Here is a 15,374-nt window from a genome sequence, read left to right on the forward strand (position 1 = left end):
CGTGAACGACCGCCCGGGTCTTCCCGGTCTGCGGGTGCTCGTGGCGGTCCTGGTGGGACTGGTGGCCCTCGCCGCCGCGGCGGGCGCGGTGGTGGTGGCCGTCCGGCCCGCCGGCCTCATGACGTCCTCCGAGCCGGACCCCGCCGCCTCGGGCGCCCCCGGCGCGGGACCGGCCGACCTCAGGGCGCTCTCCCCGCAGGCCGTGCCCGCGGCCGCCGCGCCGCCGACCGCCGCGCCGCCGGCCGCGCCGCCCGCCGGCTCCGGTCTCGCCCTGACCCCGCCCCGGCTCATGGTGGTCTCCAGGTCCACCCTGCCGGAGCAGACCAGGCAGGACATCGCCGGGCTGGAGCACGTCCGGAAGGCGGAGGCGTTCGACGGCGGGGCCGTACAGGTCTCCGGGACGGGACTCAACCTGCTCGCGGTCGACCCGGAGCGCTTCCGCCCCTGGGCGCCGCGGGCGGTGGCGCGCGAGCAGGGCGTGTGGGACGCGCTGGCCCGGGGGGAGCTGATCGCCGACGGCGCGGCGGTGCGGCGCCTCGGGCTGCTCCTCGGCTCGCACTACCAGGTGGACGGCGGCCCCCGCCTCCGGCTCGCCGCCTCGGCCCGCCTCGGCCTGTCCGGCGTGGACGGCCTGGTGAGCACGGAGACCGGGCGGCGGCTCGGGCTGCTGCCCGGGGTGGCGCTGCTGGTGCACGGCCCGGCGAAGGCGACGGCCGCGCTCGCGGCCGACATGCGCAAGCTGCTGGGCGCCGGATCGCAGGTGGTGACGCTGGGCGCGGCGGCGGACCCCTCCGCCGCGCGGGACGCCGCGGCGCGGGAGGAGGGCGGGGCGCGGCCCCAGGCGGCGCGCCGGGCGACGGTCGGGCGGCCCGACAGCTACCTGGAGCTGTACCGCAGGGGGGCGGAGGTCTGCCCCGGCCTGTCGTGGACCGTGCTCGCCGCGATCGGCCAGGTGGAGAGCTCGCACGGGCGCAACAACGGCCCGTCCTCGGCGGGCGCCCTGGGGCCGATGCAGTTCATGCCCGCCACCTGGAAGGCCTACGGCGTGGACGGCGACGGCGACGGCGTCAGGGACATCTGGAACCCCTACGACGCCGTCCCCTCGGCGGCCAACTACCTGTGCGCCAACGGCGCCGGCCAGGGCGGGAAGAAGCTGGAGAAGGCCGTCTGGTTCTACAACCACTCGTGGTCGTACGTCAGGAAGGTCCTGGGGCTGGCCGAGGGCTACGCCCGCGCCTACCCGTGAGGCGCGGGACCGGCCGGCGGCGCGCTACGCGTGCGGGCGGCGGCGCGGCGGGGCCGGGCAGCAGTTCGCCGGGCAGGCCGGCGGCTCGGGCTCGGCCAGCATCTCGCCGACCACCGCGACGAAGTCCGGGTGGGTGCCCACGGTGGCGGCCCTGGTCAGCGGCAGGCCCATCTCCCGGGCGAGACCGGCCGCCTCCACGTCGAGGTCGTAGACGACCTCCATGTGGTCGGAGACGAAACCGATCGGCACCAGCACCACCGCCGGGGCGTCGATCCCGCGCAGGTGGTCGCAGACGTCGGGCTCCAGCCACGGCACGTGCGGCGGGCCGCTCCGGCTCTGCCAGACCAGGTCCCACGCGCGGTCGCCGCCCAGGCCCGCCACGACCAGCCGGGCGGCCTCGCGCAGCTGGGCCTCGTACGCCCCGCCGTCCGGCCCGGACGTCGCGGCCATCGAGAGCGGGACGCTGTGCGCGGTGAAGACCAGGCGCGCGCGGTCCCGGTGCTCGGCCGGGAGCCGCTCCAGGGCCTGGCGGGTGTGGTCCACCATGGCCGAGACGAAGCCCGGCCGGTCGTAGTAGTGCGGGAGCTTGACGACCTCCGGGGCGCCCTCCACGGCCGCGCGGGCCAGCGCGATGTCGTCGAGGTACTGCCGGCAGGCGGAGTAGGAGCTGTAGGCCGAGGTGACGAAGGCCGCGGCCCGCTTGACCCCGTCGGCGGCCATCCGCCGGAGCGTGTCCTCCAGGAAGGGGTGCCAGTTGCGGTTGCCCCAGTAGACCGGCACGCCGACGGTCGGCTCGATGGCCGCGATCAGGTCGCGGCACTGCTGGTTGATCGGGCTGACCCCGCCGAAGCGCTGGTAGTGCGCCTCGACCTCCAGCAGGCGCTCGCGCGGGATGTCCCGCCCCCGTACCACGTTCTCCAGGAAAGGCATCACGTCGTCCGGCTTCTCCGGACCTCCGAACGAGACGACGAGCAGCGCGTCGTAACTCCCCACAGTCCCCATGGCTCTCATCAAACCGCATGCGGCGGGTGCTCCGGACGGCGGCACCGGCACCCGGCAGCGGAGCGGCCCGCCGGACGGGTGGACGGCCCGCCCGGGAGAGGTAGGTTCGGTGGCGTGACCCCTTTTTCTGACATGCGTGACTATGTCGGCGTACCGCGGGTGCTGTCCCTGCGGCTCTCCCCGGACGGGACCCGTCTGGTGAGCGTGGTGCAGGCCCTGAACCCGGACGGGAGGTCCTACGGGACCGCGCTGTGGGAGATCCCCCTCGACGGGCGCGCGCCGTACCGGCTGACCAGGTCCGTCAAGGGCGAGGCCGGGGCGGAGTTCACCGCGGACGGTGACGTGCTGTTCGGCTCCCGCCGCCCCGACCCGACGGTCAAGGACCCCGACGAGGAGGCGCCCGCGCTCTGGCTGCTGCCCATGGGCGGCGGCGAGGCCCGTCAGATCGCCTCCCGGCCCGGCGGAATCGGCGGCTTCGCCACCGGCGGGCCCGTCGTCGTCTTCGGCTCCGACGTCCTGCCCGGCGACGAGGCCACCGAGGCCGAGCGGCGCAAGGCCCGCAAGGACGCCGGGATCAGCGCGATCCTGCACGAGAGCTACCCGGTGCGCTACTGGGACCACGACCTGGGTCCCGGCGAGCCCCGGCTGTTCGCCGGCGTCCTCGGCGGCGACCGGCTGGCCGAGGTGAGGGATCTCACCCCCGAAGCCGGCAAGGCGCTGACCAACGCCTCCTACAAGGTGCTCCCGGACGGGAGCGCGGCCGTCGCCACCTGGTCGGTCCCGCTGCCGGGCGGTGAGCTCCGCTCCGAGCTGGTCCTGATCGACACCCGCGACGGCGGCGCCCGCCGGGTCCTGGCGAGCCTGGACGGCCACGACTTCGAGGGGCCGCTCGCCGTCTCGCCCGACGGCCGCAGGGTCGCCTGCGTGCGCGGCAACCACGCCTCCACGACCGAGATCCCCGAGAGCACGATCTGGATCGTCGACCTGGCCACCGGCGAGGGGCACGCCGCCGGCGGCGGGCTGTGGCCGTCGGACATGGTGTGGGCGCCCGACTCGGCCTCGCTGTACGTGGCCGCCGACCACCGGGGCCGCCGCCCGGTCTTCCGCGTCCCGGCCGACGGCTCCGAGCCGGTGCGGCTCACACCCGACGACGCCGCCTACTCCTCGCTGAACGCCGCCCCCGACGGCGCCGTCTACGCGCTGCGCAGCGCCGTGGACCGCCCGGCGGGCCCGGTGCGGATCACCGCGGAGGGGGCGGTCGAGGAGCTGGCGTCCCCGGCCCCCGCCCTGGAACTGCCCGGCACGCTCCGGGAGCTCACCGCGACCGCCGACGACGGCGCGGAGATCCGGGCCTGGCTGGTGCTGCCCGAGGGCGCCTCCGCCGAGAGCCCGGCGCCGTTCCTGCTGTGGATCCACGGCGGCCCGCTGTCCAGCTGGAACGACTGGTCCTGGCGGTGGAACCCGTGGATCATGGCGGAGAAGGGCTACGCCGTCCTGCTGCCCGACCCGTGCCTGTCCACCGGCTACGGGCCCGAGATGATCCGGCGCGGCTGGGCGAACTGGGGCCCGCGCACCCACGCCGACCTGATGGCGATCACCGACGCGGCGCTGGAGCTGCCCGAGGTCGACGCCGAGCGGACCGCCGCGATGGGCGGCTCCTTCGGCGGCTACATGGCCAACTGGGTCGCCGGGCACACCGACCGGTTCCGGGCGATCGTCACCCACGCCTCGCTCTGGCACCTGGACCAGTTCGCCGGGACCACCGACGCGTCCATGTACTGGCAGCGCGAGTTCGGCAGGCCCGGCACGGAGCTGTACGCCAAGCTCTCCCCGCACCTGTCGCTGGAGAAGATCACCACGCCGATGCTGGTGATCCACGGCGACAAGGACTACCGGGTGCCGATCGGCGAGGGCCTGCGCCTCTGGTGGGACCTGCAGCGCTCCGGCGTGGAGTCGAAGTTCCTGTACTACCCCGACGAGAACCACTGGGTGCTCAAGCCGGGCAACGCCGTCGTCTGGTACGAGACCGTCCTGGCCTTCCTGGCCCAGCACGTGCTCGGCCAGGAGTGGAAGCGCCCGGAGTCGCTCTCCTGACCGCGCTCCCGCGTGCTGCCCGCCGCCGCCCGCAGCGCTCCCGGCCGCGCCGCCGGGGCCTGCGGCGCGGCCGCGGACGGCGGCCGTGAGCATCGTCACAGGCCCGGCGCGGCACGCCGTACGGCCCGCGGGGGACGATGGGGGCGTGGACCGGCTGAGGAGTGGTGAGCGATGACGAGTTGGAGCGCCGTGGAGTTCCTGGAACTGGCCGAGCGGATCGCCCGCGAGGCCGGGGAGATGCTCCTGGCCAAGCGGCCGGCCCGGCCCGAGGTGCTGGCGACCAAGTCCAGCCCCACCGACGTGGTGACGGCGCTGGACCGGGCCTCGGAGGAGCTGATCCGCGCCAGGATCAAGGAGGCCAGGCCGCACGACGCGATCCTCGGCGAGGAGGGCGGCGCCACCGGCGGGGGCCGCGTCCGCTGGGTCGTCGACCCGATCGACGGGACGGTCAACTTCCTGTACGGCGTGCCCGAGTGGGCGGTGAGCATCGCGGTCGAGGCCGACGGCGAGATCGTCGCGGGCGTGGTGAACATCGTGCCCCGCGGGGAGGTCTTCACCGCGGCCAGGGGCGAGGGGGCCTGGCTCGCCGGCGAACGGCTGCGCTGCAACAGCGGGGTGCGGCTGGACCGCGCCCTGATCGCCACCGGGTTCGGCTACGAGCCCGGCAGGAGGGCGGTCCAGGCGGAGGTGCTCGCGCACGTGCTGCCCCGGGTGCGCGACATCCGCCGGGGCGGCTCGGCGGCCTCGGACCTGTGCGCGCTCGCCGCGGGACGGGTGGACGGCTACTACGAGCGCGGCCCGCAGTACTGGGACTGGGCGGCCGGCGGGCTCGTCGCCACCGAGGCGGGAGCCAGGATCGGGGGGCTGCACGGCAGGCCGTGCAGCCCGGAGCTGACGATCTGCGCGGCGCCGGGACTGTTCGAGGAGCTCCACGACCTGCTGGCCCCGCTCGATCCGGAGCGGGACGCCTGAGCCCGGGCCCCGGGACGCCGCACGGCGCCCCCCGTCGAGGACGGGGGGCGCCGTGCGGCTGCTCGCGTCAGCGCTGGAGCGAGACGCCGTTGTCGGTGGCGAGTCGGCGCAGGTCCTCGATCTCTGCGGTGAGCGTGTCGGCGAGGTAGTCGTCGCCGGTGGACCGGGCCTCCTTCAGGTGCTTGTAGGCCTGGTCGAGGCGGTGTTCGATCGTGGTGGTGAACTCGCCCATCTCACCTTCTTTCTCACGGGGTCCGAAGGGCGTTCGGTGTAAAAGGGGTGCCTACGCCTGTACCCGCTGCTCCGCGTGTCCTAAACATCGGTGTGCGCCACATCACCGTCGGGCCGCCCTCCGTGGCGGACCCCTTACCGCAGGCTTACGAGCGGCGGGGCGACAATGGGGCGGAGGCGGGAGACCGTTCCGGCGCTCGTGCGCGCGGGTCTCCCGGACTGTTCCCGGTTTTTCCCAGCGGAGGTGTCAGGGGTCGTGCGGGTGCTTGTGGTGGAGGACGAGCGGGTGCTCGCGGACGCGATCGCGACCGGGCTGCGGCGCGAGGCCATGGCCGTGGACGTGGCCTACGACGGCGCCGCCGCGCTGGAGAAGACGGGCTACATCGACTACGACGTGATCGTGCTGGACCGGGACCTGCCCAAGGTGCACGGGGACGAGGTGTGCCGCCGGCTGGTGGCCGGGCGGACCGCCTCCCGGATCCTCATGCTGACCGCCTCGGGCGACGTCGACGACCGGGTCGAGGGACTCGGCCTGGGCGCCGACGACTACCTGGCCAAGCCCTTCGCCTTCGTCGAGCTGGTCGCGCGCGTGCGGGCGCTCGGCCGCCGCTCGGCCCCGGCGCTCCCGCCGGTGCTGGAGCGCTCCGGGATCCGCCTGGACCCGGGCAAGCGGCTGGTGACCCGGGACGGCCAGGAGGTCAGCCTCACCAAGAAGGAGTTCGCGGTCCTGGAGGAGCTGATGCGCGCCGAGGGCGCGGTCGTCAGCCAGGAGGACCTGCTGGACAAGGCGTGGGACGAGAACATCGACCCGTTCACCAACGTGGTGCGGGTGACCATGATGACCCTGCGGAAGAAGCTGGGCGAGCCTCAGGTGATCGAGACGGTGCCCGGCGTGGGATACCGGCTGTGAGCGGGCGGTCCGGCGTGCGGCGGGGACGGGGGAAGCGGTGAGCGGGACTCCGGAGGAGCGTCCGGTCCCCGGCCCGGAGGAGGAGCCGGGGCACGCGGTGCCGACCCATCCGATGATCAGCCCGCACTCCGAGCGCGCCGGGAGCAGGGAGCCGAAGCCCGCGCCCGGACGTCCGGGCGGACCGCCGCCCCCGCCGCCGAGCGGGCCGCCGGCCTGGGACGGCCCGCCTCCGGTGGGCGCCGCGCCGCTGCAGGTGCCCCTCCTGGAGCGGGCGAAGGCGGTGACCAACCGGATCAGCATCCGGTGGCGGCTCACCCTCACCTACGGCGCGCTGTTCTTCATGGCGGGCGCGGTGCTGCTGTTCGTCATGTACGTGATGGTCGCCTGGTCCATCGACGTGGTCTGGCCGCACTACACCGCCTTCGACTACCCGCCGGGGGACGAGTGGAAGGTCAAGCAGTGGTGGGCACTGCAGCGCGAGAGCACGATCCTGCTCACCCGGCAGAACATGCTCTACAGGTCGCTGATGGCGCTGGTCGGGGTCGGCATCTTCGCGCTGATCATCGGCTACGTCGTCGCGGACCGGGCGCTGCGGCCGATCCAGAAGATGACCGTCACCGCGCGCAAGCTCTCGGACTCGACCCTCGCCCACGAGCGCATCGACCTGCAGGGCCCCAACGACGAGCTCAAGGAGCTGGCCGACACCTTCGACGCCATGCTGACCCGGCTCAACGTCGCCTTCGACGCGCAGCGCAGGTTCGTGGCCAACGCCTCGCACGAGCTGCGCACCCCGCTGACGATCAACCGGACGGTTCTGGAGATCGCGCTGAGCGACCCGGAGGCGTCGGCGGACCTCAAGGCGCTGGGCCGCACCCTCCTGGAGGTCAACGCCCGCAACGAGCGCCTGATCGAGGGCCTGCTGCTGCTGGCCCGGAGCGAGCGCGAGCTGAGCGTGCGCAAACCGGTGGACGTCAAGGAGGTGGCGGAGACGGCCGTGGAGCAGCTCGCCCCGCGTGCCGAGGAGGCCGGGGTCGAGATCGCCACGGAGCTGCGCAGCGCCGGGACCGTGGGCGATCCGGTGCTCCTGGAGCGGTGCGTGGCCAACCTGGTGGAGAACGCCATCAAGTACAACGTTCCCGAATCCGGAAAAGTCTGGGTGCGGACGGGAATGGTGGAGGGTGCTCTGCTTGTTCAGGTGGCCAACACGGGGCCGCACGTGCCCGCGTACGAGGTGAACAGCCTGTTCGAACCGTTCCGGAGACTGAGCGCCGACCGCGTCGACTCGGACAAGGGAGCGGGCCTGGGGCTGTCCATCGTGCGCGCGGTCGTGCGGGCTCACGGAGGCAACGTGGCCGCCGTCCCCAGGGACGGAGGCGGCCTCGTGGTCACCGTGAGACTCCAGTCGCGGTGATCCGGCGGGGGGCGTCTCGCTCACGCCGCACATGTGGTTGGATGTGCCGTCGAACACGGTGGTGCATGCCGCCAATGCTGTGGTTCCGGCCATATTTGGCTAACCATGCCCGTTGGTGGCGGGTCCCTCACGTGTGAGGAGGTTCGGCGGTCGTTCCGGCGGGGTACCGAAGCAGGAATCTCTCCGTCGGTTCGGGCACAAGACGGACCTCTCGGACGTTAGAACGCGCGAGCGGGCGCAGACAGATAGATGAGGGGGATGGAGCAGACCGATGGCTACCGACTACGACAGTCCACGCAAGACTGACGACGACCTCAGCGAGGACAGTCTCCAGGAACTGCAGGCACGCCGTACCGACAAGTCCTCGGGCAGCATCGACATCGACGAGACCGACCTCGCCGAGTCGCTGGAGCTGCCGGGCGCGGACCTGTCGAACGAGGAGCTCTCGCTCCGGGTGATTCCTCGCCAGGCCGACGAGTTCACCTGTGCGCGGTGCTTCCTGGTGCACCACCGCAGCCAGCTCGCCGTGGAGAAGAACGGCCAGCAGATCTGCCGGGAGTGCGCGGCCTGACGACCGTTCCGACGGCCTGTCCTGTAGGTGTGTCCCTTCACCCGAGGGTAGGGGCCGCGACCGAGGACACGCCCTGAGGAGGTTCCGCGACATGACGTCAGACAACGAACGGACCGGCGCCGGGCCGGACGGTTCCACGGCGGGGGAGCCGACCGGCCCGGCGGAGCGGGAGGTGGCCGAGCTCGTCGGCCGGCTCGCCGAGGACGGCGGCATGGACGGGGCCGAGCGGCGCCGGCTGCTCGGCCGGCTGGCGGGGGCGCTCTCCGAGGGCGCGAAGAAGGCCAGGCAGGCCGGGGTCGGCCGGGGCCGCTGGCTCGCCGACGTCTTCATGGCGGTGGCCCCCCGGATCCCGATCCGCGACCTGGCCACCCTCTCCGAGCACCACCACGGGCTCACCGCCGAGGCGCTGGCCGACGACCTCGTCCGGACCGCGGCCAAGGCCACCATGACGGTCGGCGCGATCGGCGGAGCCCTCGCGGCCGCGGAGTTCGCCGCCCCGCCCCTGCTGCTGTCCGCCCCCGCCCAGCTCGTCGCCGAGACGCTGGTCGTGGCGGCCATCGAGGTCAAGCTCATCGCCGAGCTGCACGAGGTGTACGGCGTGCAGGTCCCCGGCACCGGCGCCCAGCGGGCCGTCGCCTTCGTGACGGCCTGGTCCAAGCAGCGCGGAGTGGACCCGCTGTCCCCCGCCTCCGTCACCCTCGCCCTGGGCACCGCGACCAAGACCGCTCTGCGCAACCGGCTCATGCGCACGCTCGGCCGCCACCTCACCACGCTCGGCCCGTTCCTGACCGGCGCCGTGGCGGGAGGGGCGCTCAACCGGGCGGCGACGAGGAGGCTCGCGGACACGGTCCGTGACGACCTGCGCCGCAACCGTGCTCTGCCGTCCGGAAAGTCATAAAATCGCCGGAATGGGGTAGTTGACAGGGTAAGTCGACTACTTGGAGGATTTTGTGACGAGCACCAGCTCGTTCCTGATCGTCGCCAACCGTCTCCCCGTCGACCGGGTGGGAGAGGACATGTGGCGGCGCAGCCCCGGCGGACTGGTCACCGCCATCGCCCCCGTCCTGCAGCGCCGCGAAGGCGCCTGGATCGGCTGGCACGGAGCCCCGGACGAGCACCTCGACCCCTTCGACCACGACGGGATGCACCTGATCCCCGTCCCGCTGTCACGGCAGGAGGTGGAGCTCTACTACGAGGGCTTCTCCAACGCCACCCTCTGGCCCCTCTACCACGACGTGGTGGCCACCCCGGTCTACTCCCGCGTCCTGTGGGACGCCTACCGCACGGTCAACGAGCGCTTCGCCCAGGCCGCCGCCGAGGCCGCCGAGCCGGGCGCCGTGGTGTGGGTCCAGGACTACCAGCTCCAGCTCGTCCCGGCGATGCTCCGCAGGCTCCGCCCCGACCTGCGCATCGGCTTCTTCCTGCACATCCCCTTCCCGCCCGGCGAGCTCTTCCAGCAGCTCCCCTGGCGGCGGGAGATCCTGGAGGGACTGCTCGGCGCCGACCTGGTCGGCTTCCAGCGCCCCGGCGGGGCCTCCAACTTCGTCCGGCTCTGCCGGCGCATGCTCGGCCTCAACCACCAGAAGCACGAGATCTACACCGAGGACGGCCGGGTGGTGCGGGCCGGCTCCTTCCCGATCTCGGTGGACTTCAGCGAGCTGGACACCCTGGTCCGCGAGCCGCACATCGTCGCCCGGGCCAAGGAGATCCGCGCGGAGCTGGGCGAGCCCGAGTACGTCCTGCTCGGCGTGGACCGGCTCGACTACACCAAGGGCATCGGCCAGCGGCTGAAGGCCTTCGGCGAGCTGCTCGCCGACCGCTCCGTCAAGCCCGGCGAGGCGGTCTTCGTGCAGATCGCCACGCCCAGCCGGGAACGGGTCCAGGCGTACGTGCGGCTGCGCGACTCGATCGAGCTGCAGGTGGGCCGGATCAACGGCGAGCAGGGGGAGATCGGCCAGCAGCCCGTGCAGTATCTCCACCAGTCCTACGGCCGGGACGAGCTGGCCGCGCTCTACCTCGCCGCGGACGTGATGGTCGTCACGCCCCTGCGCGACGGCATGAACCTGGTGGCCAAGGAGTACATCGCCTGCCGGCACGACCTGCGCGGCGCCCTGGTGCTCAGCGAGTTCGCCGGGGCGGCCGACGAGCTGCGGCAGGCGTTCATGGTCAACCCCTACGACGTGGACGGCCTCAAACGGACGATGCTCGCGGCGATGCGGGCCACGCCGCACGACCTGTCCCGGCGCATGCGCTCGCTGCGCCGCCGGGTGGCGACCTACGACGTGGACCACTGGGCGAGGGAGTTCCTGACGGCGCTCGAGGCCTGACGCCGCCGGCGTCACCGCGGTGACCCGCACCGCCAGGAGGCTCCGGCGCCCCTTCAGTCGACGACGTCCTTGGCGGCCTCCTTCAGGGCCTTCCACGCGTCGTAGCGCTTCCTGGCGGTACGGGCCATCACGATCTGCGCCACCTGCATGCCCACGCCCATCACCACGGCGTATCCGATCGCCTCGGCGAGGCTGACGTCGAGGGAGTCGTGGTCGGCCGGGGGCTTCTTGCCGGTCGTCTTCTCCCAGGCGAAGCCGAGGACCTTCTTGGCCGCCCACGCCGTGGCGAACCCCACCAGGCCGCCGACGGCCTTCCAGACCAGATCCTGCTTCTCCTGCTCGTCGGCCACGGTGCGTCTCCTCCCCGGGCGGCGCCGCCGCCCTGCGCATGGTTCCCCTCGGATAACGAACACTAGTCTCCCCCGGCGGCGGATCATGTGAAGCCATACCATGGGGAAGCATGACGAATCAGCGACCACGCCACGCGCCCATGCCCGAGAAACCGACTCTCGCCGGCCTGGAGTCCGTATGGGTAGGCCGCTGGGAGGCCGAGGGCACCTACCGGTTCGACCGCTCGCGCACGCGGGAGGAGATCTACTCGATCGACACCCCGCCGCCGACCGTCTCCGGCTCCCTCCACGTCGGCCACGTCTTCTCCTACACCCAGACCGACACGATCGCCCGCTTCCAGCGCATGCGCGGGCGCGAGGTCTTCTACCCGATGGGCTGGGACGACAACGGCCTGCCCACCGAGCGGCGCGTGCAGAACCACTTCGGCGTGCGCTGCGACCCGTCCGTCCCCTACGACCCGGACTTCCGGCCCCCGGCCGAGCCCGGCAGGCAGCAGATCCCGATCAGCCGCCGCAACTTCATCGAGCTGTGCGAGAGGCTCACCCTCGAAGACGAGAAGGCCTTCGAGGAGCTGTGGCGGCGGCTGGGCCTGTCGGTCGACTGGTCGCTGACCTACGCCACCATCGACGGCCGCGCGCGGGCCGCCTCCCAGCGGGCGTTCCTGCGCAACCTCGCCCGCGGCGAGGCGTACGTCGCCGAGGCGCCCACGCTCTGGGACGTCACCTTCCGCACGGCCGTGGCCCAGGCCGAGCTGGAGGACCGCGAGCACCCCGGCGCCCTCCACCGGATCGCCTTCACCACGCCGCCGGGGGAGCGGGTCTGGATCGAGACGACCCGGCCCGAGCTGCTGCCGGCCTGCGTCGCCCTGGTGGCCCACCCGGACGACGAGCGCTACCGGCCGCTGTTCGGCACCACGGTCCGCACCCCGCTGTTCGGGGTCGAGGTCCCGGTGCTGGCCCACCGCCTCGCCGAGCCCGACAAGGGCTCCGGCATCGCGATGATCTGCACCTTCGGCGACGTCACCGACGTCGTCTGGTGGCGGGAGCTCGACCTGCCCGCGCGGGCGGTGATCGGCTGGGACGGCCGGATCCTGCCCGAGCCGCCGCAGGGCGTGCCCGCCGGGCCGTACGGCGAGCTGGCCGGCAAGACCGTGCACTCGGCCCGCGAGCGGGTCGTGGAGCTGCTGCGCGCCTCCGGCGAGATGGAGGGCGAGCCGAGGCCGGTGAAGCGCGCGGTGAAGTTCTTCGAGAAGGGCGACAAGCCCCTGGAGATCGTCACGACCCGCCAGTGGTACATCCGCAACGGCGGGCGCGAGCGCGCGCTGCGCGAGGCGCTGCTGGCCCGGGGCGGGGAGCTGTCCTGGCACCCGCCGCACATGCGGGCCCGCTACGACAACTGGGTCGAGGGCCTGGCGGGCGACTGGCTGATCTCCCGGCAGCGCTTCTTCGGCGTGCCGATCCCGGTGTGGTACCCCCTGGACGCCGACGGGGAGCCCGACCGCTCCTCGCCGATCGTCCCGGACGAGTCCGTGCTGCCGATCGACCCGTCGAGCGACGTGCCGCCCGGCTACACCGAGGAGCAGCGCGGCAAGCCGGACGGCTTCGTCGCGGACCCGGACGTCATGGACACCTGGGCCACCTCCTCGCTGACCCCCCAGATCGCCGGCGGGTGGGAGCGCGACGAGGACCTGTTCCGGCGGGTCTTCCCGATGGACCTGCGCCCGCAGGGCCACGACATCATCCGGACCTGGCTGTTCTCGACCGTGGTCCGCTCCCACCTGGAGCACGCCGCGCTGCCCTGGCGCAACACGACCGTCTCCGGGTGGATCCTCGACCCGGACCGCAAGAAGATGTCCAAGTCCAAGGGCAACGTCGTCACCCCGATGGGCCTGCTGGAGGAGTACGGCTCCGACGCGGTCCGCTACTGGGCGGCCTGCGCCCGCCTCGGCACCGACACGGCCTTCGACACGGGGCAGATCAAGGTCGGCCGCCGCCTGGCGATCAAGATCCTCAACGCGTCGAGGTTCGTGCTCGGCTTCGGCGGCCCGGACGGGGACGGCGGCTCCGGCGGTGAGATCACCGAGCCGCTCGACCTGTCGATGCTCGCCCGGCTCGACGAGGTGGTCCGCGAGGCCACCGAGGCGTTCGAGGACTACGACTACTCCCGGGCGCTGGAGCGGACCGAGCGGTTCTTCTGGGAGTTCTGCGACGACTACCTGGAACTGGTCAAGGCCAGGGCCTACGGCGACGGCTCCGCCGAGACCGGGGCCCGCTCGGCGCACGCCGCGCTGCGCCGGGCGCTGGACACCGTGCTGCGGCTGTTCGCGCCGTTCCTGCCGTTCGTCACCGAAGAGGTGTGGTCCTGGTGGCGGGAGGGCTCGGTCCACCGGGCGCCCTGGCCCGTGCCCGCCGGCGCGGACGGCGACCCGGAACTGCTGCCCGCCGTGGCCGGCGTGCTCGGCCGGGTCCGCCGGGCCAAGTCCGACGCCAAGCTCTCCATGCGGGCCGAGGTCTCCCGGCTGACCGTCACCGGCGCCGGGGCGGCCCTGGTCCGGCAGGCCCAGGACGACCTGTGCGCGGCCGGGGCGGTCGAGGAGTTCGTCCTGGCGGAGGGAGAGGGCGACCTGGTCGTGGAGGTCGCCCTGCCCTGACGGTGCCGCGACTGTGTCCTCCCCGTCGCGCCCGTCTGTCGTACGGTCGAAGCACGATCAGGTGAGGGAGGGCGAGATGGCGGAGACGGCGCCGGGGTGCGGGAACTGCAGCTGCTACCTCGAGGACCGGGTGATCACCCGGCCGCCGGAGGAGCGCTGAGCGGTGCGGACGGGGCCCGGCCGGTGCGGCCGGGCCCTTCGCGTCCGCGGCGCCGCGAACGGGGTGATAACCGCGCGCGCTCCCGGGCCGGACGTGACAGTCTGGAACGCGTGATCTCCGACCGGGAACGTCTGACCCAGCTGGTGCCGCGCACGCTGCTCCGGCTGGCCGCCTGGAGCCTGTGCCTGATCGTCATCGGCTGGGCCGTCTTCTACGCCGCGTCGTTCGTGGCCACCCTGCACATCGTCATGCTGCCGGTGGCCATCGCACTGCTGCTCACCGCGCTGCTCTTCCCGGTCACCCGCCGGCTCCGGAACATCGGCCTGCGGCCGATCTACGCCACGTGGGTCACGATGCTGATCGCCCTCGCGGTGCTGGGCGGCACCGGCTGGATCATCGGGGCCCGGGCCAACGAGGAGTTCCCCCGGCTGGTCACCCAGGTCCAGGAGACCGCCAAGGAGATCCAGGGCTGGCTCCAGACGGGACCGCTCCATCTGCAGCCGACCCAGATCGACGAGTGGATCGACCAGCTCGCCAGGCAGCTCACCGAGCAGCAGGAGCAGATCACCTCGACGGTCCTCACCGGCGCGACGGTGGCGCTGGAGGTGCTGGCCTCGATCGTCCTGCTGCTGTTCGTCACGTTCTTCCTGCTCAAGGACGGCGACCGGATCTGGGCCTGGTTCCTCAAGGCGTTCGGCGGGGCCGCGCCCCGGGTGGACCGCGCCGGCCGGGCCGCCTGGGTGACGCTCTCGCACTACGTGCAGGGCACCGTGGCGGTCGCGGCGGTGCACGGCGTCATCATGGGCATCGTGCTGGCCGGCATGGGAGTGCCGCTCTGGGCCCCGCTCGCCGTGCTGATCTTCCTGGCGAGCTTCGTCCCGATCGTCGGCATCTTCTTCGCCGGGGCGGTCGCCACCCTGGTGACCCTCGGCGCCCAGGGGCCGATCTACGCGCTGGTCTTCCTGGGCATCCTGCTGGTGGAGCAGCAGCTGGAGAACCACGTGCTGCAGCCGCTGATCGTCGGCCGGGCGCTGCACTTCCACCCGCTGGCCATCATCCTGGTGCTGTCCGTCGGCGGCATCATCGCCGGCATCGCGGGCGCGGTGGTGGCGGTGCCGATCGCCGCGATCGTCTACCGGGCCCTGCCCGAGCTCATGCGGGAGTCGCCCGCCGCCCTGCCGCCGCCGCCCGGCCCGGCCGGCGGCGGACCGGACGCCCCGCCGGGCGGTGGAGCCCTTCCGGGGCCGGACCCGGCCGGCCCGCCGCGAGAGGCCGCCCCGGAGCCGCCGCCCGGGACGGGGGCGGCGGGCACCGCGCCCGCGGCGGGGGAGGAACCCGCCTCCGGGGCCGGAGGCGCGGCCCTCCCGGGGCCGGGCGCCGCACTCCGCGCCGAGGGGGCCGGACCCGCCGGTGGATGAGCGGTCGCCGCAGCGCAGGCGGTAACGTTCT

The 15,374-nt window shown here is 73.3% G+C and carries 13 protein-coding genes; 10 read left to right on the forward strand and 3 right to left on the reverse strand.

The annotated features are described in order from the left end of the window. The first annotated feature begins 1 nt into the window (after position 1). Positions 2-1,246: a lytic transglycosylase domain-containing protein gene (locus ABD823_RS09355; RefSeq protein ID WP_344857894.1), complete on the forward strand. Its 1,245-nt coding sequence runs from the start codon at positions 2-4 to the stop codon at positions 1,244-1,246. A gap of 24 nt (positions 1,247-1,270) precedes the next feature. On the opposite strand, the gene ABD823_RS09360 is transcribed toward ABD823_RS09355, so the two are convergent. Then, complete coding sequence (locus ABD823_RS09360; protein WP_344857896.1) at positions 1,271-2,248, reverse strand: ferrochelatase; 978 nt, start codon at positions 2,246-2,248, stop codon at positions 1,271-1,273. Between the two features lie 132 nt (positions 2,249-2,380). On the opposite strand from ABD823_RS09360, the gene ABD823_RS09365 reads away from it, so the two are divergent. Both ABD823_RS09365 and ABD823_RS09370 read left to right on the forward strand, forming a co-directional pair. Further along, positions 2,381-4,342, forward strand: coding sequence for a S9 family peptidase (locus ABD823_RS09365; protein WP_344857898.1), 1,962 nt, complete (start codon positions 2,381-2,383; stop codon positions 4,340-4,342). A 171-nt stretch (positions 4,343-4,513) separates the two neighbouring features. Then, positions 4,514-5,314, forward strand: a complete 801-nt coding sequence (locus ABD823_RS09370) for an inositol monophosphatase family protein (RefSeq protein ID WP_344857899.1) — start codon at positions 4,514-4,516, stop codon at positions 5,312-5,314. A 67-nt stretch (positions 5,315-5,381) separates the two neighbouring features. Here the strand turns inward: ABD823_RS09370 and ABD823_RS09375 are convergent, their stop codons facing one another. After that, positions 5,382-5,546: a hypothetical protein gene (locus ABD823_RS09375; protein ID WP_344857901.1), complete on the reverse strand. Its 165-nt coding sequence runs from the start codon at positions 5,544-5,546 to the stop codon at positions 5,382-5,384. A 255-nt stretch (positions 5,547-5,801) separates the two neighbouring features. Between ABD823_RS09375 and ABD823_RS09380 the strand changes: the two genes are divergently transcribed. From ABD823_RS09380 to ABD823_RS09400, 5 genes are all read left to right on the forward strand, one after another. After that, on the forward strand, positions 5,802-6,455 hold the full coding sequence (locus ABD823_RS09380; protein ID WP_344857903.1) for a response regulator transcription factor: 654 nt from the start codon (positions 5,802-5,804) through the stop codon (positions 6,453-6,455). A gap of 112 nt (positions 6,456-6,567) precedes the next feature. Further along, the gene (locus tag ABD823_RS09385) at positions 6,568-7,866 is read left to right on the forward strand and encodes a sensor histidine kinase (RefSeq protein ID WP_344858042.1); all 1,299 of its coding nucleotides are present in this window, start codon (positions 6,568-6,570) and stop codon (positions 7,864-7,866) included. A gap of 271 nt (positions 7,867-8,137) precedes the next feature. Next, positions 8,138-8,437, forward strand: coding sequence for a DUF4193 domain-containing protein (locus ABD823_RS09390; RefSeq protein WP_030914836.1), 300 nt, complete (start codon positions 8,138-8,140; stop codon positions 8,435-8,437). A 91-nt stretch (positions 8,438-8,528) separates the two neighbouring features. After that, positions 8,529-9,335, forward strand: a complete 807-nt coding sequence (locus ABD823_RS09395; RefSeq protein ID WP_344857905.1) for a hypothetical protein — start codon at positions 8,529-8,531, stop codon at positions 9,333-9,335. A 52-nt stretch (positions 9,336-9,387) separates the two neighbouring features. Next, positions 9,388-10,764, forward strand: a complete 1,377-nt coding sequence (locus ABD823_RS09400) for an alpha,alpha-trehalose-phosphate synthase (UDP-forming) (protein WP_344857907.1) — start codon at positions 9,388-9,390, stop codon at positions 10,762-10,764. Positions 10,765-10,817: 53 nt separating this feature from the next. Here ABD823_RS09400 and ABD823_RS09405 read toward each other — a convergent pair whose 3' ends face one another. After that, the gene (locus ABD823_RS09405; RefSeq protein WP_344857909.1) at positions 10,818-11,114 is read right to left on the reverse strand and encodes a DUF4235 domain-containing protein; all 297 of its coding nucleotides are present in this window, start codon (positions 11,112-11,114) and stop codon (positions 10,818-10,820) included. Positions 11,115-11,224: 110 nt separating this feature from the next. Here ABD823_RS09405 and valS point away from each other — a divergent pair, with 110 nt between their 5' ends. Continuing rightward, complete coding sequence (valS, locus tag ABD823_RS09410; RefSeq protein ID WP_344857911.1) at positions 11,225-13,765, forward strand: valine--tRNA ligase; 2,541 nt, start codon at positions 11,225-11,227, stop codon at positions 13,763-13,765. Between the two features lie 270 nt (positions 13,766-14,035). Further along, positions 14,036-15,343: an AI-2E family transporter gene (locus ABD823_RS09415; RefSeq protein ID WP_344857912.1), complete on the forward strand. Its 1,308-nt coding sequence runs from the start codon at positions 14,036-14,038 to the stop codon at positions 15,341-15,343. Positions 15,344-15,374: the final 31 nt, after the last annotated feature.

This window comes from Planomonospora alba, assembly GCF_039534085.1.
GTDB classification, from domain to species: Bacteria; Actinomycetota; Actinomycetes; order Streptosporangiales; family Streptosporangiaceae; genus Planomonospora_B; species Planomonospora_B alba.

Bases quoted from the DNA above. Each gene is read 5' to 3' on its own strand.
- ABD823_RS09365 (WP_344857898.1), top strand. From the start codon at position 2,381: ATGCGTGACTATGTCGGCGTACCGCGGGTGCTGTCCCTGCGGCTCTCC.
- ABD823_RS09360 (WP_344857896.1), bottom strand. From the start codon at position 2,248: ATGGGGACTGTGGGGAGTTACGACGCGCTGCTCGTCGTCTCGTTCGGA.
- valS (WP_344857911.1), top strand. From the start codon at position 11,225: ATGACGAATCAGCGACCACGCCACGCGCCCATGCCCGAGAAACCGACT.
- ABD823_RS09370 (WP_344857899.1), top strand. From the start codon at position 4,514: ATGACGAGTTGGAGCGCCGTGGAGTTCCTGGAACTGGCCGAGCGGATC.
- ABD823_RS09375 (WP_344857901.1), bottom strand. From the start codon at position 5,546: ATGGGCGAGTTCACCACCACGATCGAACACCGCCTCGACCAGGCCTAC.
- ABD823_RS09390 (WP_030914836.1), top strand. From the start codon at position 8,138: ATGGCTACCGACTACGACAGTCCACGCAAGACTGACGACGACCTCAGC.
- ABD823_RS09395 (WP_344857905.1), top strand. From the start codon at position 8,529: ATGACGTCAGACAACGAACGGACCGGCGCCGGGCCGGACGGTTCCACG.
- ABD823_RS09385 (WP_344858042.1), top strand. From the start codon at position 6,568: ATGATCAGCCCGCACTCCGAGCGCGCCGGGAGCAGGGAGCCGAAGCCC.